Origin of the sequence: Streptomyces sp. NBC_00029 (assembly GCF_045160505.1) — a bacterium.
In the GTDB taxonomy this organism is placed as follows: domain Bacteria; phylum Actinomycetota; class Actinomycetes; order Streptomycetales; family Streptomycetaceae; genus Streptomyces.
This window is the reverse complement of sequence record NZ_CP108292.1, coordinates 7,938,087-7,961,497: the sequence shown is the minus strand read 5'-3', so window position 1 is coordinate 7,961,497 and position 23,411 is coordinate 7,938,087. Positions and strand designations below refer to the sequence as shown.

The following is a 23,411-nucleotide window of genomic DNA, read 5'->3' as shown; positions in this document are numbered from 1 at the left end:
TGCGCAGGCAGGGCTGACGGGCGATCAAGCAGCGAAGCCGATCGCCTGCAGCCTGATCTGCATCCGACGTCTCTTCAGCGGTCCCGGAGTGATCGGCTGGGAGTCCGAGCGCAGCCCCAGGGCGCTGTGCTGGATCACGCCGGCCGGAGCATCGGAACCCGACTCCCGACGCTTCAACTCGACCAGCTTCGAACGGAGGTCTGTCGCCGGCTCACCGAGCACGATGGCGCTGATCACCAACTCAAGCATGACGCAGTCATAGGCATCGTTCGTTCCTCGATAGCGTTCGACGTCGCGCTCGACCAAGGCACTGTCGATCCGCCATCCACCACCATCAACGGGCGCGAAGGTCGCTGCGAAGGTCCCGTTACCAGTCCGGCTTCGGTGCAGGAGGACGACCTGCATCCGGTGTGCGAGCTGCAGCCGCCCCCACAACCAGGCCTCTACATGTGTAGAGTGCGGCGCACACCCTCTACTGCTGTAGAGGGCGGCCTCGTTCGACTTCAAGGAGCCACGGTGAGCGTGACCGTCACACCCGTCCTCGAGCGCAAGCCCCGGCCCAAGCCGCTGCGACCCTTCAGAGTCGGGGCCGGCGGCTTCCTCCTGCTGGGCACGGGACACCTCGCTCTTGCAGCCGCGACGGCGCTGGCCGACCCCACCCCCGAGCAGCAAGCCTCCTCGGCAGCCATGCGGGAGTCGAGGACGACCCTCCTCGGTCTGGAGCGCAGCACCCTCGACATCGTCCAGGGCATGAGCCTCGTCATGGCTCTGTTCGTCATCGTGTGCGGGCTCCTCGCCCTCACCGCCGTCCGGCACGCCCCGGCACTGATCGAACGGCGCACCCCCTTCGGATGGATCCCGCTCGTCGCCTCACTGGTGGGCCTGGCGCTTTCCGTCCTGCTCCTGCCCATGCCGCCGATCGTCGTCCTCACTGTCACCAGCTGCGCCTTCGCCCTGTCCTTGCGCCGGGCGACACCCTGATCCGGTCTCGGCAGGATGTGCGCCGCACCCCCGCCGGCCGGCCCGGCCACCCCGCCGCGCATCGGCCGGGCCACCGGGTGCACCACCTCGACGTGCCGCACCAGCACGTAGAGCCGAGGGGACGTTCCCGCCCGGGCGGCGGTGGCTGTCGGATCGACGGCGCACCTACCGGGCTGAGACCAGGACCGGCAGGCGCGCGGCCGAGCTGAAGTCGCCGCCATCGACCCCGGCTGGAAACCGCACGAGCAGGGGCGGGCCGTCCACAGCACGCCGACGGCCTTCCGGCCGGCCCGGGCGGCGATCCGATCCAGCATGCCGACGGCGCGCAGCGCGGCCAACGGCGACTCATCCGGCCAGGACGCTGACCCAGGAGACAGAGCCTAGCTGCGGTCCGGGCGCAGTTCGATGTGGTCCGGGGCCAGGTCGACCGCCACACGGTGTTCCATGCCCAGGGCCTCCAGGAACTTCGGTGGGAGCTGGACCCGGCCGGAGCGGTCGAGGACGACGTACTCCCGTTCGCTGATCGATTCCTCGCCGTGCTCGTCGGTGACCAGGCGGCGCAGGACCTCGCTGCTGGTGCGGCCGTCGCGGATCGCGACCGTGCGGCGGACCTCGCCCGCCACCATGGGGTCGTGCGTCACGATGACCACCGTCACGCCGAGTTCCTTGTTCACGGTGCGGAACGTCTCGAAGACCGCCGCGGCCGTCTCCGAGTCCAGCTCGCCCGTGGGTTCGTCGGCGAGGAGCACCTTGGGGTCGTTGGCCATCGCGACGGCTATCGCGACGCGCTGCTGCTGGCCGCCGGACAGTTCCGCCGGGCGGCGGTGCCCCAGGTCGCCGATCCCGAGGGCGTCCAGGATCTCCCCGACGCGGGCGGCGCGGCGGGCGCCGGAGCCGCGGCGGGAGCCGCCGCCCTTCAACTGCATCGGCAGGGCGACGTTCTGGGCGGCCGTCAGGAACGGCAGGAGGTTGCGGGCGGTCTGCTGGAAGACGAATCCGACCGCTTCGCGGCGGTAGCGCAGCCGGTCCCGGGCGGACAGTTCCAGCAGGTCGTAGCCGGCGACCGCCGCGCTGCCCGCCGTCGGGACGTCCAGGCCCGCCAGGATGTTCAGGAGGGTGGACTTGCCGCTGCCGGAGGCGCCGACCAGGGCCATCAGGTCTCCCTGGTCGACCGTCAGCTCCAGCCCCTGCAGGGCCTGTACCTCGATGCCGTCCTGGCTGAAGATCCGGACGAGGCGGTCGCAGGCGATCGCGGCGTCGGCCGCCGGGGTGCGGGGCTCCGCGGCGGCCGTCGCCCGGCGGCGGAGCTCCTCGTACGTCGGCTGGTCGGTGTTCAACGCTGGTCTCCCGCTCTCAACTCGGTGGTGATCTGCCGTCGCCCGGATGTCGCCGCCTCGACGATTACGGCGACGGCGACCAGGGCGGCCAGGCCCAGGGCCTGGGTCAGTACGGGCCCCGCCGTGAGCCGTACTCCGTTCGGCACGCGCGCGCCGACCAGCGTGGACAGGTCCATCGCCGGGCCCAGCAGGGCCACGGCGGCTGCCGCCACCAGGGCCCCGCCCAGCGTCGCGGCCAGGGTCTGCGGCAGGGTCTCGGCCAGGATCAGCGCGACGCCCTGCCTGCGGCGCAGCCCCATGGTGCGCAGCCGGGCCAGCAGGGCCGCGCGTTCGGGGACGGTCCGCATCAGCGTCAGCAGTACGGCCAGCAGCGCGAAGCCCGCCGCTCCGGCCACGGAGGCCCAGAACAGGCGCTGCGCCGAGCGCTGCAAGGGATCGGCGCCGAGCCCGTCGACGGCTTCGGCACTGGTGCTCACGGGGTACACCTCGTCGACCGGGGCCGGGCCCTCGGCGGAACCGGAACCCGGGATGGGGGCCGGGGCCGGGCCGGGAGTCGCGGACGCCGCCGGGAGCTTGGAGCGGACCAGCGCGCGCAGCCGGTCACCGTCGACGGAACCGAGGCCGAACCAGCGGTTCGGGTGGTCGGCGACGCCCGTGAGGGCCTTCGCGGCACCGGCCGGCAGGATGACGGTCGCGGCGTCCCGGGCCGGATGGGCCGGGGTGCAGTCGATCACGCCCGCGACCCGGACCTGCAGCTCTCCGCCCTCGCCCGGCAGCACCCGGTAGGTACCGCCCCGCGCGTCCCGTCCGGCCAGGCCCGCGCTGAACAGTGCGGGCACCGGGACGTCGGCGGACTGCCCGTTCTTGGTGGCCAGCAGGGCGGGGTCGAAGGCGCCGCAGCCGATGACGCGGGACAGCTCGGCGTACGCGGCCGGTTCGGCGACGATCACGGTGACCTGGCCGGAGCGCTGGGGGGTGCCCAGTACGGAGGAGTCGTGGTCGACCCACACCGGTACGGACGTCCGCACGCCCGGCAGCTCGCCGGCGGCCTTCGCGAGGCCCTCGGGGAGCGGGGACTTCCCGCTCGCGGAGATCGCCGCGTCGCCCCCGACGGTCAGCCGGGCCACTCCCAGCCGGGAGGAGTCCACCGACTGCAGGACGGCGGCGCCGAAGCCGCCGGTGGTGATGGCGAGGAGCACCGCGACCATCGGCAGGACGGAGGGGCCGCTGCGGCCGCGGGCACCGGTGCCAGTCGCCGCCGCGCCGCGGGCGGCGCGCACGAGTCCGAGGAAGCCGACGAGTCCGGAGCCACGGCCGGCCGCCCGGGCGAGCCAGCCGGTGACGACCGGCTGGATCCGGGCCAGCAGCAGCCCTCCGCACAGGGCCAGCAGCAGCGGGGCGGCGATCAGCAGCGGGTCGACGTCGCTGCCGGGCGGGGCGACCCCGCGGCGGCGCACCGCCAGGACGGCGGCGGCGGTGGCGATGAGGACGAGCAGTTCGGCCACGGGCCTGCGCCACCGCCCGGCCGGGCGGGCCGGGGTCAGCAGTACGGCCGCCCGTACGGGGAAGGCCAGCAGTGCGACCAGGGCGACGGCCGCGGCCGAGAGCAGTGCGGGCACGAGCCTGGGGGTGGGCAGCAGCAGGACGGCGAGCGCGGTGGCGGCCGCGGCCGCCGGGAGCACGGTGACGGCGCCCTCGCCGAGGAGCCGGCCGACGATGGCGGCGCGCGAGCCGCCGCGCGCGAGCAGCAGGCGCAGTTCGGCGTCGCGGCGGTCGGCCGCGAGTGCGCCGGCCAGGCACAGCACGACGAAGGCAACGCCTGCGACCCCGGCGGGGCCGATGGCGGCGAGCGGGGCAGCGGCCTGGGTACGGGCGCGGGCCTGTTCGAACAGCTCGGGCAGCCACGAGGTGGTGTGCAGCCGGGTGCGGCCGGTCTCCCGGGCGAGGGTGGCGGCGGTCGGCCCGGCCACGTACGAGGCGATCTCCTTCCTCGTGGCGTCGAGCCGGTCGGCGCGCAGGCGGCCGACGTCGACGGGCAGCCGCCAGAAGTCCTCGGCGGCGCGGCTCCAGTCGGCCATCCGGTCGAGGTCCCCGGTGCCGACCAGGGCGTCGACGTGCCAGGAGAGGTTCTCCCCGCTGTAGTGCGCGCAGGCGCGGGCGAGGCATCCCAGGTTGTCCGTCCAGAAGTCGTCCGTCTCGTCGAGGACGGCGTACAGGCCGACGACCTCGACGGAGGGTGTGCCGTCGACGCGGGGGGCGCTCTGCAGGACGGATCCGACGCGGGCGCCGAGGGTCGCCGCGGCCTTCTGCGAGAGGACGATCTGCAGGGGGGCGGTGCCCCCGGTGCCGCCCCGGGGAGGGGCCGCGGGTGTGCCGGCGGGCCAGCGCCCCTCGGCCAGCTTCACGTGGGCCTCCGCCTGGCGGACGTGCAGGAGGTTCATCGCGGGCGGAAGGCCGGAGGGGCGGGAGAGTTCCGGATTCTGCAGGGGCTGCCGTTTGGTGGTGCGCGTGCCGTGGACCGTCGCCTCCGGGTCCACGCGGAAGGCGGATCCGGTGCCGGTGGGGGCGAGCAGTTTCTCCAGCGTGGCATCCAGGGCCTGGGCGCTCTGCCCGCTGTCCGGGGAGGGCGCGGTCACCTGCAGGCTGGTGTTGGCGACTCCGCGCTGCTCCAGGAAGGAGCGCAGGGCCTGGTCGGCGCCCCTGTCCTGGGCGCGCGGCAGTGCGGCGGCCAGCAGGACGGCCACGAAGGCCAGTGCTGCGCCGAGTACGGTGCCGAGCGGAGCCGCCCGCAGCCGGGTCCTGACCCAGGGCGCGGGCCTCGGGGTGGTGGACGGCGGTGGCGTGGCGGACGGCGGGGTGGCGGACGGCGGCGGGGTGGTCACATCTCCTCCACGGGGCGCAGCCGGGCGGCGATGTCGCGGCCCCGGGGGCCGCTGAGCGCGGCCGACAGAAGGGGGACGGCGGCGATGGCGGCGACCGTCAGCAGGGTCTGCCAGAACGGCATGTCCACCTGTACGGGTGGGAAGGGCCGGCCGGCGGCGGGTGTCAGTACGACGAGGGGCGCCATCAGGTGGACGAGGGCGATGCCCAGGCCGGTGCCGACCGCGGTCCCGATGGCGATCAGTACGCCGCCCTCGGCGGCGGACGCCAGGGCCAGCGAGCGGCGCGGCGTGCCGAGCGCGAGCAGGACCGAGAACTCCCTGCCGCGTACGCGCCGTTCGGCGGCGGTGGAGGTGGCGAAGCCGATGGCCGCAAGGACCGCGCACGCGGCGGCGAGGGCGGCCAGCGCGCTCTGCGGGCCGGCGCTCAGCGGGTCGTCCAGCAGCCGTTCGGTGATCTCCTCGCGCAGCTGGACGCGCTCGATCCGGGCGCCGTCGCGCAGCTGGGCCGCCGCGCGGGCCGGTACCGGGTCGGCCGCCGAGGTGGCGGGCAGCCACCACTCGGTGGGCGAGGCGGGCTGCCGGCCGGAGGACTCCAGGAGGAACCGGCCGAGCACGTGCAGGTCGACGGCGATCGCCGAGCGTCCGGCCACGGGGAGGGACTCCACGGAGGCGGTGATCCGCATCGGGACGTTCGCGCCGTCCACGGTGATGGGGACCGTATCGCCCACCTTGGCGCCCAGGGAGCGCAGGTAACGGGTGGTGGCGACGGCCGGGACCGCGGCGCCGGGCGGCGCGGGGGGCGCCGGGAACAGGACGGTGGTGACGCCCTGCAGGGTGCCGAAGCCTCCCCAGTAGCGCAGCTGCAGCAGGTCCGTGGAGCCGGCCGGGACGGGGGACGGCTCGGGGGCCCGCGGGGATCCGGGGCCCGGCAGGGGGGACGTCTGCCAGCTGCCGGCGGGCACGGTGACGCTCCCGGCGGGGCCGTCCGCGGTGTCGGAGACGGCGATCCGGCGCAGGGTGAGGGCACTGCCGTCGCCCGGGTGGTCGCCGTCCCCCGCGTACGAGAGGCGTATCCCCGCCAGCGTCAGCGGGGTGGCCGCCGATCCGACGGGGGCGCCGGTCAGCGCGTCCAGAAGGAAGGGGAGGGTGGCGTTGCCTTCGGCGGGCAGCGTGACGGAGGCCGTCCCGTACGTGGCTCCGAACCGGTCGCGCAGCAGCAGGCTCACGGCGGCCCAGCTCGTACCGGAGGCCCGTACCGACACGTCGAGGTCGATCCTGCGGGGGGAGCCGGGCAGGGCGACGCCGGGGCTCGCGGGGGCGGGGTCCGCGCCCGCGGCGAGCGGCTCCGCGAGCGGTGCGAAGAGCTCCTGCATCGTGCGCCCGCCGCGCAGGTCCGCGCGCAGCGGCACCTGTTCGCCGACCTTGGCGGCGTCCAGTGCGACGACGTCGGCGAGGCTCGCGTCCGGCAGCTTCTGCTCACGGCGGACCACCGGGGTCAGGCGGTCCCCGCCGGGCAGTGCCGCGTAGCGTCCGCCCTGTCCCATCGGGGACATGCTGCTCCCGGAGATCCGCAGGCCGCCCGCGCTCGCGAAGTCGGCCTGGTCGCGCTGGGAGGCGGACCACGCGGTGTGCTGGCCGAGGGCCAGGATCCCGCTGGAGACGGCGAGTACGAGGAGCAGTACGGGTCCGGTGGCCCGGCCGGGCCGTCGGGCGAGCTGCCAGCCGAACAGCGCCGGGGCCAGGCTCTTGCCGCGGGCCGCCAGCCGGCCGCCGGCCCGCGCCGCGAACGGCAGCAGCCGCAGGACCAGCAGGGTGCCGCCGCACAGCGCCAGGGCGGGTGCGGCGACCAGGACCGGGTCGATGCCGAGCCCGCCGCCGGCCGAGGCGCCGGGTGCGGGGGCGTCCGTACTGCCGTACTGCGACAGCTGCTGGTAGCCGAGGACGGCGAGGACCAGGACGGCCAGGTCCACGCCGGAGCGGGCGGCGCCCGTCACCAGGGCCTGCCTGCTGCCCGCGCGGCGCAGGACTGCGGCCGAGGCTCCGCGCAGGACGGAGGGCAGGGTCGTCAGCAGGACGCAGGCCAGGGCGCAGCCGGTGGCGACCGGCCAGACCAGCCAGGTGTCCGGGATGTCCAGGTGGACGCGGCCGAGCGGTCCGAACCGGCCGAACAGGCGCAGCAGGGGCGGGGTGAGCAGGGGTGCCAGGACGGCCGCGGGCAGGGCGAGCAGCAGTGACTCGGCGGCGGTCAGCGCACCGAGGCGTCGGCGCGAGGCGCCGCGGGCGGTGAGCAGGACCCGTTCCGGTTCCTGGCGGACGGTCAGGATGTGGGCGACGAGCAGCAGCGCGGCGGTCGACAGGACGGCCAGCTGGAGGGCGCCCATCAGCAGGGTGGACCGGGCGACGACGGTGCCGGCGCTCAGCTCGCCCAGGATTTTGGGCAGTTCGGTGGCGGTCCGGAGCGAGGCGGCGCCTTCGAGGGAGACGCTCGCGGGTTCGGTCGCGGTCCGGACGGCCTCGGCCTCGGCGGCGGTGATCGTGCGCAGGTCGGGGGTCAGCAGTGTGAGGCGGTGGTTCTGCAGCACGCCGCCCGTGGTGAAGGCGCTGTCGTCCACCAGGAGCGGGCCGTAGACGGCGAAGGAGTCGGCCTGCACCTCCCGGCCGCCGAGCGGGTCGAGCCGCCAGTACGCGGCGTCCGGGTCGGCGGCCCGGTACACGCCGGTGATCTGCACGGTCAGCGGTGGTCCGCCGAACCGGTCCTCCAGCCGGACCGGTGCGGGCAGCGCGGACTCGGTCAGCCCGAGCCGGGCGAGCGCCGCGCGCGGCACCGCCACCTGGGTGGGCGCGGCCGGCGCGCCGGCGGCGGGTGCGGCCACCGGAGCGGGCCACTGGCCGGCGAGCAGGCGCACGTGGTCCTTGCCGAGGGCGGCGAGCAGCGTCAGGTCGGCGTCGCGGCCCGAGGTGGCGACGCCGGGGAGTCCGTACGAGCGGCTGCGGGCCACGCTCTCGGAGGCCACCGGGAGCCGGCCGAACACCTGGTCCGCGAAGGCCCGTACGGACTCGTCGTCCTGGCCGCGGGAGGAGACGGGACGGCCGCTGGTGACGACGACGGTGGTCCGGGGCTGTTCGGCGCCGGTCAGGGCCCGTCGGAGCCCTTCCTCGCCCACGCCACGGGTGAAGGCCGTCAAGGCGGTCAGAGTGGTCGCGGTGATCAGTACGGTGAGCAGCACGGCGACGGCGAGCGGCCACCGCCCGCGCAGTCGGCGCACGACGAAGCCGAGCACGTGTTGAATTCCTCCCCCTGTCCGGACCCTCGGTACCGGATAGCGGACGATGCTGCCAGATACGGGCGATAGGGGGAAGGGGCTTGCGTGATTGGTGTGGCGGATGCGCAAATGCGATCAGAAAGCTGCAGCGGCAGCGTGTGCGGACCGTGGGGCGGGACGCCCCACGGGGACAACACGACGGGGGAACAGACGCGATGAGGGATCAGCAGGCACCGGCGACGGTCGCGACGGCGGCGCGGGAGGGCGACGGCTCACCGATCGTCGTGGTCGAGGACGTGCACCACAGCTTCGGCAGCGGACCGCAGGCCGTCCACGCCCTGCGCGGCGTGTCCTTCGAGGTCCGCCGCGGCGAACTCACCGCCCTCCGGGGCCGGTCGGGCTCCGGGAAGACCACCCTGCTGAACCTCGTGGGCGGCCTCGACACCCCGACCGGCGGCCGGATCACCCTCGACGGCACCGACCTCGCGGCCCTCGACGAGCCGGGCCTGCTCGCCCTGCGCCGCGACCGCATCGGCTTCGTCTTCCAGTCGTTCGGACTGATACCCGTCCTCACCGCCGCCGAGAACGTGGGCGTCCCGATGCGGCTGCGCCGCGTCCCCGCCAAGGTCCGCGAGGAGCGCGCCCGGACCCTGCTCGCCCTGGTCGGTCTCGCGGACCACGCCGAGCAGCGCCCCGGCGAGCTCTCCGGCGGCCAGCAGCAGCGCGTCGCGGTGGCCCGCGCCCTGGCCAACGACCCCGACCTGATCATCGCGGACGAGCCCACGGGCCAGCTCGACTCCGAGACCGGCCGGTCGGTCATGGAACTGCTGCGCGCGGTGGTGCGCAGCGAGGCGGTGACCATCCTGGTCGCCACCCACGACCCCAACCTGATCGAGCTCGCCGACCGGGTCGTGGAACTGCGCGACGGCCGCATCGTCGAGACCGGCTCATGAGCCGAGCGCGTCCGCGGCGTTCCGCTGCCAGTACGTGACCGTCAGCGAGCTGTCGTAGGGGACACCGGCCGCCGGGAGGGATGGGGTGGCGGACGCACCGCCGTCGCTCCTGGGCGTCCGGCCCTGGAAGGCGATCGTGAGCCGGTGTCCGGTCGTCCCGCCCTCGCCGCTTCCGTCGGCCGCGGAGAGCAGCGCTCCGGCGTAACCCGACTCGCCGGGTGCGAGGGACACCACCGCCTGGGGCCGGGTCTCCTCCCGGGCCGCGGGCGCCCACTGCATCTCGTCGAAGCGGAGCAGCGGGTAGTACGTCAGGTCGCAGGTCTTCGAGCCGGTGTTCCTCACCGTGATCAGCATGTGGTTGAGCGGGCGGGAGACCGGCTGGACGGTGACGCCGGTGTTGGAGCCGTTGCACAGGACGTGGCTCCCGGCACCCGACGCGTCCGGCGAGCCCTTCGCACCACCGGTGGGAGTGGCGGTGGCCTTCGCCGTGGTCCCGGCGGGAGGCGTCGCGGAGCCCGGGTCCGGGGTGCCCGAAGGGGCGGCCGTGGCGGCGCCCGAGGTGGCTGCGGCTCCCCCGTCCTTGAATCCCCCGCCGTCCTCGCACGCCGTGAGGGCGAGGACGACGAGGGCGGCAGCGGCGGCAGCCGCATGGCGCCGGGAGGAGGAGGTGGGGAGGAGGTGGAACGCGTGCATGACTGACGGCCTCTCATAGGGCACGACCGCGGGGACCCACCGGTGGGAACCGGGCGCCGGGAGCGGTGTGCTTGGATGACCTCAGCCTGTGCCGAGATCCGTCCCGGCCGCCACATCTGCTCGGCGGTCAGGGACGCTGGAATGCCGAGACAGGCTCTGAGCTGCTGAAACAACCTGTTCCTGGGATGCGGAACGGGACACCGGGTGGGAGGAACAGTGCCCGAGGACACGGCCGAGTCCGAGTTCGCCGGACTGCTGCGGGAGTTGAAGGACCGGTCCGGCCACAGCTACGGAACACTCGCCAAGCGGCTCCACATGAGTACGTCGACCCTGCACCGGTACTGCAGCGGCGCCGTGGTCCCGACGGACTACGCACCGGTCGAACGTCTCGCGCGCCTCTGCAGGGCCACGCCCGAGGAACTCGTCGCCCTGCACAGGAGTTGGGTGCTGGCGGACACCAACCGCAGCCGCAGGAGCGGCGATACGGGCAGCGCGGAGAGAGCCGCTGCGACCGCCCGGGACGGGGCCGGGCCGGCCACGGCCGGGACGCGGGCGGAGGCCGAAGCGGAGGCCGAAGCGGAAGCGGGAACTGAGGCGGAGGCGGAGCCCACGCCTCCGGCGGCGGAGGAGTCCGAGCAGGCGGCCGAGCAGGCGGCCGAGCAGGCAGCCGAGCAGGCAGCCGATCGGGTACCCGCCGAAGCCCTTCCTGCCGACACCGCCTACGCCGCCTACGCCGCCGGCACCGCCGGCACGACCGACATCACCGGCGAGACCGACACGACCGTCGGCACGACCGAGACCTCCGGCGAGACCGCGCCGACGGGGCGGCGCCGCCCGCGCAGGGCCGTCCTCGCCGGAACCGCCATGGTCGCCGTCGCCGCCGTCGCCGGGGTTCTCGCCCTCTCCACGGACCTCCTGACCCGGAGCGCCGACGTCCGCGACAGCCCCGTCGGCTCCGCGACCCTCGCTCCGGGCGGAGCGGAGCAGCGTACGGGCGGCCCGGCTGCGGCCCCCGCATCGCCGTCCGGGAACCCTGCGGGCACCCCGGAGGACGGCCCGGCCGGGACTCACCCCGCGGCCTCGCCCCCCGGCTCCGCACCCGCCGCCCCCGGCTCCGCCCCCGACCCCGGGAGCGCTTCCGGCACGCCGGTGAAGGTGACCACCCAGCCGTACAGCTGGGAGACGCCCTGCGCCCAGCACTACCTGATCGAGAAGCCTCCGGCCCAGGTCGGACCGCCGCCCGTGGAACGTGACGCACCCGCATGGGTGGCGGCGGCCGGAGCCGTGTCCGCGGGCGAGCAGTACGTCACCGTCACCCTGCAGGGCGCCGGCAGGGAGACGGTGGTCCTGGACGGCCTGACCGTCCGCACGGTCGGCAGGCGCGCGCCCCTCGCCTGGAACGACTACGCCATGGGCTACCCGGGGGTCGGCTGCGGGGCCGACGTCCCGACCCGCTCCTTCACCGTGGCCCTCGACGCCGCGCGCCCGGCCGTCGTGCCCGAGGCGGACCAGCGGGGCTTCCCGTACACGGTGAGCGAGTCCAAACCGGAAGTGCTCCACATCAGGGCGGACACCTCCGCGTACGACGTGAGCTGGTACCTGGAACTGTCCTGGTCCAGCGGATCCCGGCGCGGCACCCTCCGGATCGACCACAACGGCAAGCCCTTCCGCACCAGCGGTCACAACGGGCGGCCCGGCTACGTGTTCCCCCTCGGCGGCGACGGGTGGGTCAGGGCGGGGAAGGCCTCCTGAGCCCTCGGGGGTGTCCTGCGATCGGGCGAGCCCGGCGTGATCGGCAAGACACCCCCGAGGCTCCGGGCCGTTGACCAGGAGCGACCGGCCGCGCACCGGGAGCGCACGGCCCGCGTCGTCCCGGAGCGGTCGGGGAGGATCGACCCTACGATGAACGGGAACCGGCGCGGGCGGCTTGCCGTGCCGCCTGCCCAGAGCTCTCGGGGTGGAGACGTATGGCACAGGCCGCCGACGCAGCGCGGACCGTGATTCTGACCGTGGACGACGACCCGGGAGTCTCCCGGTCCATCGCCCGTGACCTGCGGCGCCGCTACGGCGCCGACTACCGGATCGTGCGCGCCGAGTCCGGTGAGTCCGCGCTGGAGGCGCTGCGCGAGCTCAAGCTGCGGGGCGACCTGGTGGCGGTCGTCCTGGCCGACTACCGCATGCCGCAGATGAACGGCATCGAGTTCCTCGAACAGGCCCTGCAGGTGTACCCGGGGGCGCGGCGGGTGCTGCTGACGGCGTACGCCGACACCAATGCGGCGATCGACGCGATCAACGTCGTCGACCTCGACCACTACCTGCTCAAGCCCTGGGACCCTCCGGAGGAGAAGCTCTACCCCGTCCTGGACGATCTGCTCACGGCCTGGCGCTCCAGCGACTACCGGCCGGTACCCGCGACGAAGGTGGTGGGTCACCGCTGGTCGGCGCGTTCCTCGCACGTACGGGAGTTCCTGGCCCGCAACCAGGTGCCGTACCGCTGGTACTCCTCCGACGAGCCGGAGGGCCGGCGGCTCCTGGAGGCGGCCGGGGCCGACGGGCAGCGGCTGCCGCTGGTGATCACCCCCGACTGCAAGGTGCTGATCGAGCCCGACGCCCCCGAACTGGCCGCCCACGTGGGACTCGCGACGACGCCGACCGCCGACTTCTACGACCTCGTGGTCATCGGCGGCGGCCCGGCCGGGCTCGGCTCGGCGGTGTACGGGGCCTCGGAGGGCCTGCGCACCGTACTGATCGAGCGTTCGGCGACCGGCGGACAGGCCGGGCAGAGCTCCCGCATCGAGAACTACCTGGGCTTCCCGGACGGGGTGTCGGGTGCGCAGCTCACCGAGCGCGCCCGCCGCCAGGCCGGGCGGTTCGGCGCCGAGATCCTCACGGCGCGCGAGGTCACCGGGCTGGAGGTGAACGGCGCGGCGCGCGTCGTCCACTTCTCGGACGGCTCGGCGATCGCCGCCCACAGCATCATCCTGGCGACCGGTGTGTCGTACCGGCAGCTCCACGCGCCGGGCTGCGACCAGCTGACCGGCTGCGGGGTGTACTACGGCTCCTCGCTGACCGAGGCGGCCTCCTGCCAGGGGCAGGACGTGTACATCGTGGGCGGCGCCAACTCGGCCGGACAGGCGGCTATGTACCTGGCGCGGGGCGCCAAGTCGGTGACGCTGCTGGTGCGCGGGGAGTCCCTGGCGGCCTCGATGTCGTACTACCTGATCCAGCAGATCGAGGAGATGCCGAACATCACGGTACGCACCCGGACCGTCGTCGATGCGGCGCACGGCGAGGGGCACCTGGAGCAGCTGACGCTGCGGGACGTGGACAGCGGCGGGACCGAACTCGTCGACGCGCAGTGGATGTTCGTGTTCATCGGCGCGGCCCCGCTGACCGACTGGCTGGACGGTACGGTGCTCCGCGACGAGCACGGCTTCATCCTGACCGGGCCGGACCTCACCCCGGACGGGCGGCCACCGGCAGAGTGGGAGCTGGACCGGCCGCCGTACCACCTGGAGACCAACATTCCCGGCGTGTTCGTGGCGGGCGACGCGCGCGCCCAGTCCGCCAAACGCGTCGCGTCCGCCGTCGGAGAGGGAGCCATGGCCGTGATGCTCGTCCACCGGTACCTGGAGCAGTCATGAGCGGAGAGGTCATGCCCTGCAGCCCGCAGGAGATCTCCTCGCTGTTCCTGTTCGAGAAGCTCTCCCCGGAGCAGCTCGGGCGGCTGTGCGGCGAGGGGCGGGTGGAGCGCTTCGATATGGGGCTGGTGTACGCCGAGGGCGCCCCGGCCACCTGCTTCTACGTGATGATCGAGGGCACCGTCGTACTGTCGCGCCGGGTCGGGGGCGACGACGTCGAGGTGAGCCGGACCTCGCAGCGGGGCGTGTACGCGGGGGCCATGCAGGCGTACCTGGGCGAACAGGTCCCGCAGACGTACGTCAACTCCATGCGGGTGACGGAGCCTACGCGGTTCTTCGTGCTCCCCGCCCAGTCGTTCGCGGACATCATGCGGGAGTGGTTCCCCATGGCGGCGCACCTGCTGGAGGGGCTGTTCTTCGGCTCCAAGAACACCCAGCGGGCGATCGGGCAGCGGGAGCGGCTGCTGGCCCTGGGGTCGTTGTCCGCCGGGCTCACGCACGAGCTCAACAACCCGGCGGCGGCGGCCGTCAGGGCCACGGCGACGCTGCGCGAACGGGTCGGCAAGATGCGGCACAAGCTGGCCCACATCTCCCAGGGCCAGTATTCGCGCGAGGTGATCGCCGACCTCATCGAGATCCAGGAGCGCACGGTCGAACGCGTCGCGAAGGCCACGGCGCTCAGTCCTCTGGAGGCCTCCGACCGGGAGGACGAGCTCGCCGACTGGCTCGACGACCACGGCATCCAGGAGGGCTGGCGGCTCGCCCCGACCTTCGTGCAGGCGGGACTGGACACGGACTGGCTGGAGCACGTCGCGGCGACGGTGTCCGAGGAGATCCTGCCTTCGGCGATCGGCTGGCTCAACTACACGGTGGAGACCGAGCTGTTGATGGACGAGATCGACGACTCCACCACCCGCATCTCCCACCTCGTGGACGCGGCCAAGCAGTACTCGCAGCTCGACCGCGCACCGTACCGGGTGGTGGACGTCCACGAACTCCTCGACAGCACGCTGCTGATGCTGTCCGGGAAGATCGGCTCCCGGGTGCGGGTGGTCAAGGACTACGACCGCTCCGTACCGGATGTGCCGGCCTATCCGGCGGAGCTCAACCAGGTGTGGACCAACCTCATCGACAACGCCGTCTTCGCCATCGGGAGCACGGGCGGGGAGGGCACGCTGACGGTCCGCACGGCGCGGGAGGGCGACCGCCTGCTGGTGGAGTTCCGCGACACCGGACCCGGCATCCCGGCGGACATCCGCAGCCGCATCTTCGACCCCTTCTTCACCACCAAACCGGTCGGCGAGGGCACCGGTCTCGGCCTCGACATCTCCTGGCGGATCGTCGTCAGCAAGCACCACGGCAGCCTGCAGGTCGAGTCCGTGCCGGGCGACACCCGGTTCCAGGTGCTGCTGCCGCTGACCGCGCCGGAGACGGAGACGGAGGCCGGTCCCGGCGCCGGGACCGGCAACGCGACCCCACCCGAGAACGCGACCGAGACCCCACCCGAGACCGCGACCGCAACTCAGAACTCCGAGGAGCCCGCATGACCGACATCGAGGGAATCGACCCGAGCGCCCCGCCCACCGGCACCGGCTGCGCCGAGTGCGACGAGCTGGGCGGCTGGTGGTTCCACCTGCGGCGCTGCGCCCAGTGCGGGAACATCGGCTGCTGCGACTCCTCCCCGGCCCAGCACGCCACCGCCCACTGGAAGTCCACCGGCCACCCCCTGGTGCAGAGCTTCGAGCCGGGCGAGGAGTGGTTCTGGAACTACGACACCGACGCCCTGTACGACTCCGGTCCCGGGCTGGCCCCTCCGGGCGAGCACCCCGCGGACCAGCCGGCCCCGGGGCCGGCCGACCGGGTCCCCCAGGACTGGACGCGGCAACTCCACCGCTGACGACCCCCGTCCCGGCCTGCTGCTACGGCCGCCCGGCCGTCGGCGGAGTCCACACCGTGCCCCGGGCCTCGTACTCGAGCATCGCCTCGACACCGGTCGCCGCGTCGGCGCCGAGTTCCCGGCGTACGAGCCACAGGGCGAGGTCCAGGCCGGAGGTGATGCCACCGGCGGTGACCAGGTCCCCGTCGTCCACCACCCGGGCGTTCTTCACCAGTGCGCCCTGCTTCTCCAGGTCGGGCCGCGCCTTGTGATGGGTGGTGCAGGGCCGGTTCGTCGTCAGTCCGGCGGCGGCGAGCAGCATGGTGCCCGTACAGACGGCGCTGACGGTCAGGCCCGGGCGCACCGCCGCGGCCAGTTTCCGCGGCAGCACCCCGCTGCGGATCTCCGCCCACACCCCGGGGCTGTCGCGGCGTGCGTATCCCCCGCCGGGTACGAGGAGGACGTCCGCCTCACGCGGGGCCCACGCGTACTCGACGCCCACCCGGGTGCCGTAGGCGGCGCGTACGACGCCGGGGCGTCCGGCGGTGACGTAGCGGACGTCGATCTCGCGGCCCGTGAAGAACCGGGCCGCGCCGAACACCTCGTAGGGCGCCGCGAAGTCGAGCTCCTCCACCCCGTCGTACATGACGACCTGCACGCGCAGTGGCCCCGCCGCGTTCCCGGCGGCCGGCGGCTGAGCCGCCGCGGCCACCCCGGTGGCTGCCGCCAGGGTGGCTGCGGCGCCGGCCGCGACGGGGGCCCGGAGCACGTTCCTGCGATTCATCCGATGACTGCCTTCCGATCGCCCGGGCGGTCACGCCGCCCCTGTGACAGGAGTCGGAGGCGTGAATGCCCGGGTTCCCGAACCCGGTTGTGGCCGCGACCACACCGCCCTGGCCTGCCGGGCCCGGCCCGGACCTGTCAGCGGCCCGCTCCCGGGCGGCGTGGGCCGCGCAGCGGGGCGGCGCCCGGTCCGCCTAGGTCCTGTCGTCGAAGTAGCGCCGGCCGGGCGCCACGGGCCAGGCGAGACTTCGACGACAGGACCTAGGGGCCGAAGGTGCCGTGCCGGCCCGCCCCGGAGGCGAACCGGCCCGCTCCCGCCTGCGTTTCGCCCGCGGTCAGGGGCACCATCCCGTGCCGGAGTTCGCCCGCCAAAGCGTCCGTCTCGGACAGTCCGTGCTGTTCGAGGACGGACATCCGGTCGTGGCGCAGGCAGAGCCGGGGGAACCCGGCGATCTCGCGGGCCAGTTCCTCGGCGGCCGCCCGCGAGCGGCCCACGGGGACCACGCGGTTGGCCAGGCCGATCCCGTGCGCCTCCGCGGCGGTGACCGGACGGCCCGTCAGGATCAGGTCCATGGCGCGGCTCTCGCCGATCAGGCGGGGCAGGCGCACCGTGCCGCCGTCGATGAGCGGCACGCCCCAGCGGCGGCAGAAGACGCCGAACACCGCGTCCTCCTCCGCGACCCGCAGATCGCACCAGAGCGCCAGCTCCAGGCCTCCTGCGACCGCGTGCCCCGCGACGGCGGCGATCACCGGCTTGCCGAGCCGCATCCGGGTCGGTCCCATGGGCCCGTCGCCCGAGGGGCGTACGCGGTTTCCGCGTTCGGTGCCGATGGCCTTGAGGTCGGCGCCCGCGCAGAAGGTTCCGCCCTCGCCCCAGAGGACGGCGACGGCCGCGTTCTCGTCGTTCTCGAATTCACGGAAGGCGTCGGCCAGTTGCTGCGCCGTCGGGCCGTCGACGGCGTTGCGCACCTCCGGCCTGCTCAGGATCACCGTGAATACGGGACCCTCCCGCTCCACCCGTACCGAGCCCTGATCGTCCGCCATGCCGCGCCCCTCCCGCTCACCGGCCTCCATTGTGGGGGCAGCCAGGCCGTCTCTTTCGGATCCTGCCGTCAGCCCGCCCCGCCCGCCGGGCTCCGGGGGGAGGGCAGGGCCGTCGGGCCACCGGGCGTCACGAGTGCGGTCTCGTACGCGAAGACGACGACCTGGGCGCGGCTGGACAGTCCGAGCTTGGCCATCGCCCGGTTCAGGTGGGTCTTCACGGTGGCCTCGCTGATGAAGAGCCGTCCGGCGACCTCCGTGTTCGTCGCGCCGGTGGCCACGAGCCGCAGGACGTCGCGTTCCCGGCCGGTGACGGTGTCCCACTCGGGGGCGACGGCCTCCGGCGGTGTCGGCCCCGGGTGGTACGCCTCGATCAGGCGTCGGGTGACGGTCGGCGCGAAGAGCATGTCGCCGGAGGCCACGGTGTGGATGGCGGCGATCAGGCGCTCGGGCGGCGTCTCCTTGAGGAGGAAGCCGCAGGCGCCCGCGCGCAGGGCGTTGTAGACGTATTCGTCGAGGTCGAAGGTCGTCAGCACCAGGATCCTCGGCGCCGTGTCACCCGCCCGTCCGAGGATGCGTCGGGTCGCGGTGATGCCGTCGGTGCCCGGCATCCGGAGGTCCATGAGGATGACGTCGGGCGCGGTGGCCTCGGCCCGGCGGACGGCTTCGTCCCCGTCGCACGCCTCACCGACCACGGTCAGCCCCGGCGCGGCGTTGAGCAGGGACACGAGCCCGGCACGGATGAGCAGTTGATCGTCGACCACCAGGACCGTGGGCATCGGAGATTCCAGTCCTCATCGGGAACGGACGTCCCCGGAACCCGGGGCCGGGAGGCCACCCGGCCGGTCACTGGTGGTGGGTGCCGGAAGGGTGAGCCGTACCTCGAACCCGCCGAGGGCGCGGGGGCCGGCGGTGACCGACCCGCCGTAGATGCTCGCGCGTTCCCGCATGCCGATCAAGCCGTGACCAGGTGAAACCCCGGTGTTTGGCTGGAATTTGCCGCTTCCTTCGTCCGTCACGCACACCACGACGGTGTGTCGTTCGTAGCCGATCGTGACTGCGGCCCTGGTCGGCCCCGCGTGCTTGAGCACGTTCGTCAGCGCTTCCTGGACCACCCGGTAGACGCACAGGGCCATGCCCTGCGGAAGCCGGGCGGGGGATCCGGTGACCTCCATGGTGACCTCGGCCCCCGCGCCCCGCACCCGCTCGAGCAGCCTGTCGAGCAGGTCGAGCCCGGGGGCCGGGGCGTCGGCGGCGCCGTCCTCCAGCGCGTCCGCCCCGTCCGCATGCGCCCGCCCTTCCCGCTGTCCCGCCCCTTCCTGGCCGACACGCAGCAGTACGAGCATGCGGCGCATCTCCTCCAGCGCCTCCCTGCTGGTGTCGGCGATGGTGTCCAGGGCCCGCCGGCTCGACGCCGGGTCGGTGGGGAAGACGTACGAGGCCATGCCGGCCTGCAGCGAGATCACCGACATGTGGTGCGCGACCACATCGTGCAGTTCGCGCGCGATGCGCACCCGCTCCTCCGTGAGCACCCGCAGGGCGTTCTCCTCCTGCTGCGCGCGCAGTTGGGCGGTCAGTTCGGCGAACTGCCGGTTCCTCTCGGCGAGGGCTCCCGAGCCGCGCCCGACGACGAGGACGACGGCCGGGAACAGGACGGCCTGGGCGAGGACGGTGGGCATGGAGCTGTTGTCGGGGTTGCTCAGCCCCGCGTACACCCAGATCCCGGCCACGACGGCCGCGCACACGACGGAGGGGCGCGCGCGGCGGGTCGCCGCCACCGTGTACAGGCCCAGGAGCGGGGGCATCGAATTGACCACCGGCCAGTAGCCGCAGGCGATGAACAGGGTCCACAGCGCGCAGCTGGCGGCGAACACCGCGACGGGCGCGATGTGGCGGGCCAGCAGGACGAGGCCCACCAGCGCGGTCAGGACCGCCCCGAGCTCGTCCACGGACCGCCAGCCGGCCGGTGGTTGCTCCCGCCCGAGCAGCAGCCCGGCGCCGACGTAGCCCAGCGCGAGCAGCGAGTCGACGACCAGCGACCGCCGTCCCCCGAGCCCGTCGGGGAATCCGAATCGAGCGTGCATCGGCGCAGCCTACGGGCCGGCGCACGGCCGGGCCATGGTCCTGCCGCAGGACCGGGCCCTACCGCGCCCGCATCCCCCGCTACCGCCACGGTTGCAGGCGGGCCGCGCGACACCCGCACCGGGTGGAGATCCGAATCATCCCGGTGCGTGCCGCTGTGTGGCCCCCTGCTCGCCTAGCTTTCTGTCTGGCCGGCCACCCAACGCAGCACGGGATGGTGGCGGCGCACCCGCTCGTCCTTCGATTCCCCGGAAAAGGGAGACACAGCCATGACCTCGCTCGCGAAGCGCACGCTCGTCGGAGCATCCGCCGCCGCCTCGGCCCTCGTCATCGGGCTGGCCGGCACCGCCGCCGCGGCCACCTTCGGCTTCAACAAGACCTCCTCCACCGGCAAGGCCGAGATCAGCGGTACGTACGAGTACCACGTGTCGGGGACGATCCCCCAGACCAACGAGAAGATCTACGCCGGATCGTTCAAGGGCGCCACGGCCAGGGACAAGGTGGCGGGCGACGGCTACGAGGCCGTTCTCGCCCTCTCGTACCAGGACTGGAAGGGCGGTGCCTGGCACCCCGTCACCAACTACGTGGCGGTGGTCAACGGTTCGAAGAGCTGGACCTTCAAGAACAAGAAGGACGTGAAGGCCTACGCCTGCGACCGCAAGGTCGGCACCACCAAGCTGCTGAACTGCCGGGCCGCCTGGTAGGAAGTGCGCGCCGGGCGGTGGCTCCCGGCGGTCACCGATACTGATCTCCATGCATGCCAACGTCACCGCCGCCTTCGAGCGCGTCGCCGCGCACCGGACCCGCTTCGACGCCCGGTTCGAGCAGTACTTCGACGGCCTCCCCGGGCGCTTCGACGTCCCCGTGCCGAGCCGGTACGTCCCCCGGTGCCTCGAGCTCCTGCGGGAGTTCTCGATGCGCGGCGGCAAGCGGCTGCGGGTCGTCCTGCTGTACGAGGCGGCCCGGCTGGTCACCACCGACGAGGTGCCGGGGCTGCTGGAGGCGGCGCTGAGCATCGAGCTGCTCCAGACGCACGGGCTCGTGCACGACGACATCATCGACGACGCGCCCCTGCGCCGAGGCGGCCCCTCGACGTACTACGCGTACCGCCGGGAGTTCCCCGGCCAGGACGCCACCGCCCTCGGGCTCGCGGTGCTGGCCGGGGACCTCGCCGCGTTCCTGTCCACGCAGGTGCTGCTGGAGGCGCCGGTTCCGGCCGAGCTCCGCCAGGCCCTGCTCGGCATACACACCCGCACCGCGGCGGAGACCGTGGCCGGGCAGCTGGCCGACCTGGAACGGGACTCCCATGCACTGCCCGACGAGGAATTCCTGCACACCGTCACCGACTTCAAGAGCGCGCGGTACTCGGTCCTCGCACCTCTGACGATGGGCCTGCTGGCCGCGGGCGAGGATCTTGCGCCGCACCGCGCCCGACTGCACCGGTACGCACGGCTGGTGGGCATCTCCGAGCAGATGCGCGACGACTTCCTCGACCTCTTCGGCCCGTCCGGCGACGACACGGCGGCCGAGGCGAAGTCCACCGGGGCCGACATCCGTTCGGGCCGCCGCACCTACGCCGTCCGCGCGCTCCTGGCCGCCACGACCGGGACCGAGGCGGCCGTGGTCGAAGGCGCGCTCGGCGACCCCGGATGCACCGACGGCGTTCTCGACCGGATCAGGGAGATCGCCCGCACCGCCGGGGTCGACCGCGGGCTCAAGGCGGAGATCCGGCGGCACGCGGAGGCCGCGGCGGCCGAGGCCGCGTCCTGGGAGCCGTACTGGCGCGCGGACGCCGTGGACTTCTTCCGGAGCCTGCCGATGTGGAACGTGGACCGGATGGCCTGAGCCCGCCGGGAACGTCATCCGGCGTTCCCGTCGAAGCCCTTGGCGAGCAGCCGGACGGCCGGTGTCACCTCCCGGGCGAAGACGAGGAGGGCCGCGAGCGATCCGGCCACCGGGATCGGCCCGAACAGGAACGTCCAGTCGTGGACGGCCACCAGGGCCCGGCCGGCCGTGAGCGGGGAGGCTCCGTCGGCGCCCGCCACGCCCTCGGCCTGCCTCCTGAGCGTCACCACCGACAGCGCCCCCTGTCGCACCCCCGCGTCAACACCCGTGCTCACCGTTCAGCCCCCGGGGCCCGTCGAATCCCGTCGGCTCCCGTCAGGCGCACCGCCGGCTCGCGGAGCGGCGGACAGCCCGTGGATCCGGGCTCCCGGGGGTGTCCGGTGGGCGACCGTCACCGCCCCGCGCGGTCTCCACCGCAGGCGGACGCCCTCGGAGCGGGCGGAAACGATCACATTCGGTGCCACCATGCCAGCGCACACAGCGGGTACGGGCGGGCGCGGCTGCGAGGCCGGTGCGCAGGGACGAGAGGTACGGAAAGTGACGCCTCGGGTGGTCGGGAACACGGATCAGCGGTTGCCCGCACGGGAGGGGCCGGACGCCGTCGGCGACCGGGCGGCCCCCGCGGCCGCGGCCGTCCCGGCGGCCCGGGTCCCGGAAGGCGCCCCGGCCCCGGACCGGACCGACGCCGGGCTCCTCGTCCTCGCGTCCGTCCTGCTCGCGGACGCGGCCCTCACCGCCCGGCAGTCGGGCGCCGAGCTCACGGGAGCCCTGTTCAGCCGACGGTTCGGGCTGGAGGTCCTGCGGCGCCCCGGCTGGGCGCTGGGCACGGCGGTGACCTGCGCCCGGGCGCTCACCAGCCCGTCGGGGCTCGCCTTCGGCGCCAACGGCGGCCTGATCGGCGAACTGGCCCGGATGGCCGGGAGCATGACCCACCGTCGCCCCGCCAAGGTGGCCATGGCCGTGGACGCCTTCGCCCTGCGCATCGAGGCGGCCGCCGTCGAGCACCCCAACCTGGACTCGCCGCCGGCCCGGCGCGTCACCGACGCGATGGTGGCGGGGAACCGGCTGGAGGCGCTGCGGGCCATGCACGCGCTGACCGAGCTGCTCGGCGTGACCCGCGCCCTGACCACGATCAGTCCCGTGATCATGGAACTGCTGGCCCTGCTCGGGCTGCTCGACGAGAACCCCGTCAACGACGAGTTCTCCTGGGTGACGCTCGCCGGCGGAGTGCCGACCACCGACCCCTTCTTCGGACTGCCCAGTTCCGTGCTGAAGTTCCTCAACCCCGGGCCGGGCCGGGCCGAACGCACCGAGCCGGACGCGATCCTGGCGAAGGTCCTCGCCACGTCCCGCAACGACATCGTCAGTTACGTGGGCGACATCGGCGCCCTCGGCAACCACGGCCTGGTGCTGCTGCGCCGCGTCGCCTGCGCCGACGGCGCCGTCCGGCACGTCCTGCTGCTTCCGGGGACGAGCTTCGGCCTGCTGAGCAACAGCACCCCGCAGGACCTGGTCGGCGCCTTCGACGGACTGCTGCGCACGGACACCACGTACACGCGCGCCGCGAGGAAGCTGCTGCTGCGCGCCGGGGTCCCGGCCGGGTCGGAACTCATGATCGTCGGGCACAGCCTGGGCGGTCTCACCGCGATGAACCTCGCGGCCGACGTCGAGGTGTCGTCCACCTACCGGGTCACCCACGTGATCACGGTGGGCTCGCCGATCGACGGCAAGCGGCCCGCCGACCACACCACTCGGGTCATCAGCCTCGTCAACAAGCACGACGTGATCCCGATGCTGGACGGCCGCGGACCGGCCTCGCCCAACGACATCCCCGCGAGCTGGGTCGAACTGGCCTGGCTGGACGAGTCGTACGACTACCCGCTGTCGCACGCCCCGCAGGCGTACTCCGACACGCTGCGCGGGGAGCTGACGCACTACCGGGAGCACGTCAACAAGCTGATCAGCGCCTACGACGGCGAAGTCGTCGGCAACCAGCCGTACATGCTCCGCGACAAGTGACCACGAGGGAGACCG

At 73.8% G+C, this 23,411-nt stretch carries 19 protein-coding genes; 9 read left to right on the top strand and 10 right to left on the bottom strand.

The genetic code is table 11. From position 1 onward, the window contains the following. Positions 1 to 24: 24 nt before the first annotated feature. The gene (locus OG753_RS36630; protein WP_405791720.1) at positions 25 to 507 is read right to left on the bottom strand and encodes a hypothetical protein; all 483 of its coding nucleotides are present in this window, start codon (positions 505 to 507) and stop codon (positions 25 to 27) included. Between the two features lie 15 nt (positions 508 to 522). Between OG753_RS36630 and OG753_RS36625 the strand changes: the two genes are divergently transcribed. Continuing rightward, positions 523 to 981, top strand: a complete 459-nt coding sequence (locus OG753_RS36625) for an LIC_13387 family protein (RefSeq protein WP_327266065.1) — start codon at positions 523 to 525, stop codon at positions 979 to 981. A gap of 380 nt (positions 982 to 1,361) precedes the next feature. Here the strand turns inward: OG753_RS36625 and OG753_RS36620 are convergent, their stop codons facing one another. From OG753_RS36620 to OG753_RS36610, 3 genes are read right to left on the bottom strand one after another with little or no spacing between them, the layout of a single operon-like run. Then, a complete protein-coding gene (locus OG753_RS36620; RefSeq protein ID WP_327266064.1) occupies positions 1,362 to 2,318 on the bottom strand; it encodes an ABC transporter ATP-binding protein in 957 nt (318 codons plus the stop codon). Continuing rightward, positions 2,315 to 5,200 (bottom strand): hypothetical protein, encoded by a 2,886-nt coding sequence (locus OG753_RS36615; RefSeq protein ID WP_405791717.1) that lies wholly within the window; start codon positions 5,198 to 5,200, stop codon positions 2,315 to 2,317. The genes OG753_RS36620 and OG753_RS36615 overlap by 4 nt, the downstream gene beginning before the upstream one ends. Continuing rightward, positions 5,197 to 8,481 (bottom strand): FtsX-like permease family protein, encoded by a 3,285-nt coding sequence (locus OG753_RS36610; RefSeq protein ID WP_405791715.1) that lies wholly within the window; start codon positions 8,479 to 8,481, stop codon positions 5,197 to 5,199. Before OG753_RS36610 ends, OG753_RS36615 begins: the two co-directional genes overlap by 4 nt. A gap of 197 nt (positions 8,482 to 8,678) precedes the next feature. Between OG753_RS36610 and OG753_RS36605 the strand changes: the two genes are divergently transcribed. Continuing rightward, entirely contained in the window at positions 8,679 to 9,416 is a 738-nt protein-coding gene (locus OG753_RS36605; protein ID WP_327266061.1) for an ABC transporter ATP-binding protein, read from the top strand. Here OG753_RS36605 and OG753_RS36600 read toward each other — a convergent pair. After that, complete coding sequence (locus tag OG753_RS36600) at positions 9,411 to 10,109, bottom strand: DUF4232 domain-containing protein (protein ID WP_327266060.1); 699 nt, start codon at positions 10,107 to 10,109, stop codon at positions 9,411 to 9,413. The genes OG753_RS36605 and OG753_RS36600 overlap by 6 nt on opposite strands. A 216-nt stretch (positions 10,110 to 10,325) precedes the next feature. Here OG753_RS36600 and OG753_RS36595 point away from each other — a divergent pair, with 216 nt between their 5' ends. The 4 genes from OG753_RS36595 to OG753_RS36580 all read left to right on the top strand — a co-directional run bounded on the left by OG753_RS36595 (position 10,326) and on the right by OG753_RS36580 (position 15,647). Then, positions 10,326 to 11,861 carry a helix-turn-helix domain-containing protein gene (locus tag OG753_RS36595; RefSeq protein WP_405791712.1) on the top strand — a complete coding sequence of 512 codons (1,536 nt, stop codon included), beginning with the start codon at positions 10,326 to 10,328 and terminating at the stop codon, positions 11,859 to 11,861. A gap of 215 nt (positions 11,862 to 12,076) precedes the next feature. Then, entirely contained in the window at positions 12,077 to 13,753 is a 1,677-nt protein-coding gene (locus tag OG753_RS36590; protein ID WP_327266058.1) for an FAD-dependent oxidoreductase, read from the top strand. Then, positions 13,750 to 15,297 (top strand): ATP-binding protein, encoded by a 1,548-nt coding sequence (locus tag OG753_RS36585; protein ID WP_405791710.1) that lies wholly within the window; start codon positions 13,750 to 13,752, stop codon positions 15,295 to 15,297. Before OG753_RS36590 ends, OG753_RS36585 begins: the two co-directional genes overlap by 4 nt. Next, positions 15,294 to 15,647 carry a UBP-type zinc finger domain-containing protein gene (locus tag OG753_RS36580; protein WP_327266056.1) on the top strand — a complete coding sequence of 118 codons (354 nt, stop codon included), beginning with the start codon at positions 15,294 to 15,296 and terminating at the stop codon, positions 15,645 to 15,647. The genes OG753_RS36585 and OG753_RS36580 overlap by 4 nt, the downstream gene beginning before the upstream one ends. Positions 15,648 to 15,669: 22 nt before the next feature. Here the strand turns inward: OG753_RS36580 and OG753_RS36575 are convergent, their stop codons facing one another. From OG753_RS36575 to OG753_RS36560, 4 genes are all read right to left on the bottom strand, one after another. After that, positions 15,670 to 16,410 (bottom strand): DJ-1/PfpI family protein, encoded by a 741-nt coding sequence (locus OG753_RS36575; protein WP_405791707.1) that lies wholly within the window; start codon positions 16,408 to 16,410, stop codon positions 15,670 to 15,672. A gap of 260 nt (positions 16,411 to 16,670) precedes the next feature. Further along, positions 16,671 to 17,453, bottom strand: a complete 783-nt coding sequence (locus OG753_RS36570) for a crotonase/enoyl-CoA hydratase family protein (protein ID WP_405791705.1) — start codon at positions 17,451 to 17,453, stop codon at positions 16,671 to 16,673. Between the two features lie 68 nt (positions 17,454 to 17,521). Next, positions 17,522 to 18,229 (bottom strand): response regulator transcription factor, encoded by a 708-nt coding sequence (locus tag OG753_RS36565; protein ID WP_327266053.1) that lies wholly within the window; start codon positions 18,227 to 18,229, stop codon positions 17,522 to 17,524. Between the two features lie 15 nt (positions 18,230 to 18,244). Next, the gene (locus tag OG753_RS36560; RefSeq protein ID WP_405791702.1) at positions 18,245 to 19,534 is read right to left on the bottom strand and encodes a sensor histidine kinase; all 1,290 of its coding nucleotides are present in this window, start codon (positions 19,532 to 19,534) and stop codon (positions 18,245 to 18,247) included. Positions 19,535 to 19,801: 267 nt separating this feature from the next. Here OG753_RS36560 and OG753_RS36555 point away from each other — a divergent pair, with 267 nt between their 5' ends. Together OG753_RS36555 and OG753_RS36550 are read left to right on the top strand one after the other, a co-directional pair. Continuing rightward, on the top strand, positions 19,802 to 20,236 hold the full coding sequence (locus OG753_RS36555) for a hypothetical protein (protein WP_327266051.1): 435 nt from the start codon (positions 19,802 to 19,804) through the stop codon (positions 20,234 to 20,236). Between the two features lie 49 nt (positions 20,237 to 20,285). After that, positions 20,286 to 21,377, top strand: coding sequence for a polyprenyl synthetase family protein (locus OG753_RS36550; RefSeq protein WP_405791700.1), 1,092 nt, complete (start codon positions 20,286 to 20,288; stop codon positions 21,375 to 21,377). A 14-nt stretch (positions 21,378 to 21,391) separates the two neighbouring features. On the opposite strand, the gene OG753_RS36545 is transcribed toward OG753_RS36550, so the two are convergent. After that, on the bottom strand, positions 21,392 to 21,652 hold the full coding sequence (locus OG753_RS36545) for a hypothetical protein (RefSeq protein ID WP_405791698.1): 261 nt from the start codon (positions 21,650 to 21,652) through the stop codon (positions 21,392 to 21,394). A 298-nt stretch (positions 21,653 to 21,950) separates the two neighbouring features. Between OG753_RS36545 and OG753_RS36540 the strand changes: the two genes are divergently transcribed. Next, positions 21,951 to 23,396, top strand: a complete 1,446-nt coding sequence (locus OG753_RS36540) for a lipase family protein (RefSeq protein WP_405791696.1) — start codon at positions 21,951 to 21,953, stop codon at positions 23,394 to 23,396. The last annotated feature ends 15 nt before the right edge of the window (positions 23,397 to 23,411 follow it).

Excerpts from the sequence above, each read along its gene's own strand:
- OG753_RS36605 (WP_327266061.1), top strand. The coding sequence starts at position 8,679 with ATGAGGGATCAGCAGGCACCGGCGACGGTCGCGACGGCGGCGCGGGAG.
- OG753_RS36600 (WP_327266060.1), bottom strand. The coding sequence starts at position 10,109 with ATGCACGCGTTCCACCTCCTCCCCACCTCCTCCTCCCGGCGCCATGCG.
- OG753_RS36590 (WP_327266058.1), top strand. The coding sequence starts at position 12,077 with ATGGCACAGGCCGCCGACGCAGCGCGGACCGTGATTCTGACCGTGGAC.
- OG753_RS36585 (WP_405791710.1), top strand. The coding sequence starts at position 13,750 with ATGAGCGGAGAGGTCATGCCCTGCAGCCCGCAGGAGATCTCCTCGCTG.
- OG753_RS36580 (WP_327266056.1), top strand. The coding sequence starts at position 15,294 with ATGACCGACATCGAGGGAATCGACCCGAGCGCCCCGCCCACCGGCACC.
- OG753_RS36575 (WP_405791707.1), bottom strand. The coding sequence starts at position 16,410 with ATGAATCGCAGGAACGTGCTCCGGGCCCCCGTCGCGGCCGGCGCCGCA.
- OG753_RS36570 (WP_405791705.1), bottom strand. The coding sequence starts at position 17,453 with ATGGCGGACGATCAGGGCTCGGTACGGGTGGAGCGGGAGGGTCCCGTA.
- OG753_RS36565 (WP_327266053.1), bottom strand. The coding sequence starts at position 18,229 with ATGCCCACGGTCCTGGTGGTCGACGATCAACTGCTCATCCGTGCCGGG.
- OG753_RS36560 (WP_405791702.1), bottom strand. The coding sequence starts at position 19,534 with ATGCACGCTCGATTCGGATTCCCCGACGGGCTCGGGGGACGGCGGTCG.
- OG753_RS36555 (WP_327266051.1), top strand. The coding sequence starts at position 19,802 with ATGACCTCGCTCGCGAAGCGCACGCTCGTCGGAGCATCCGCCGCCGCC.
- OG753_RS36550 (WP_405791700.1), top strand. The coding sequence starts at position 20,286 with ATGCATGCCAACGTCACCGCCGCCTTCGAGCGCGTCGCCGCGCACCGG.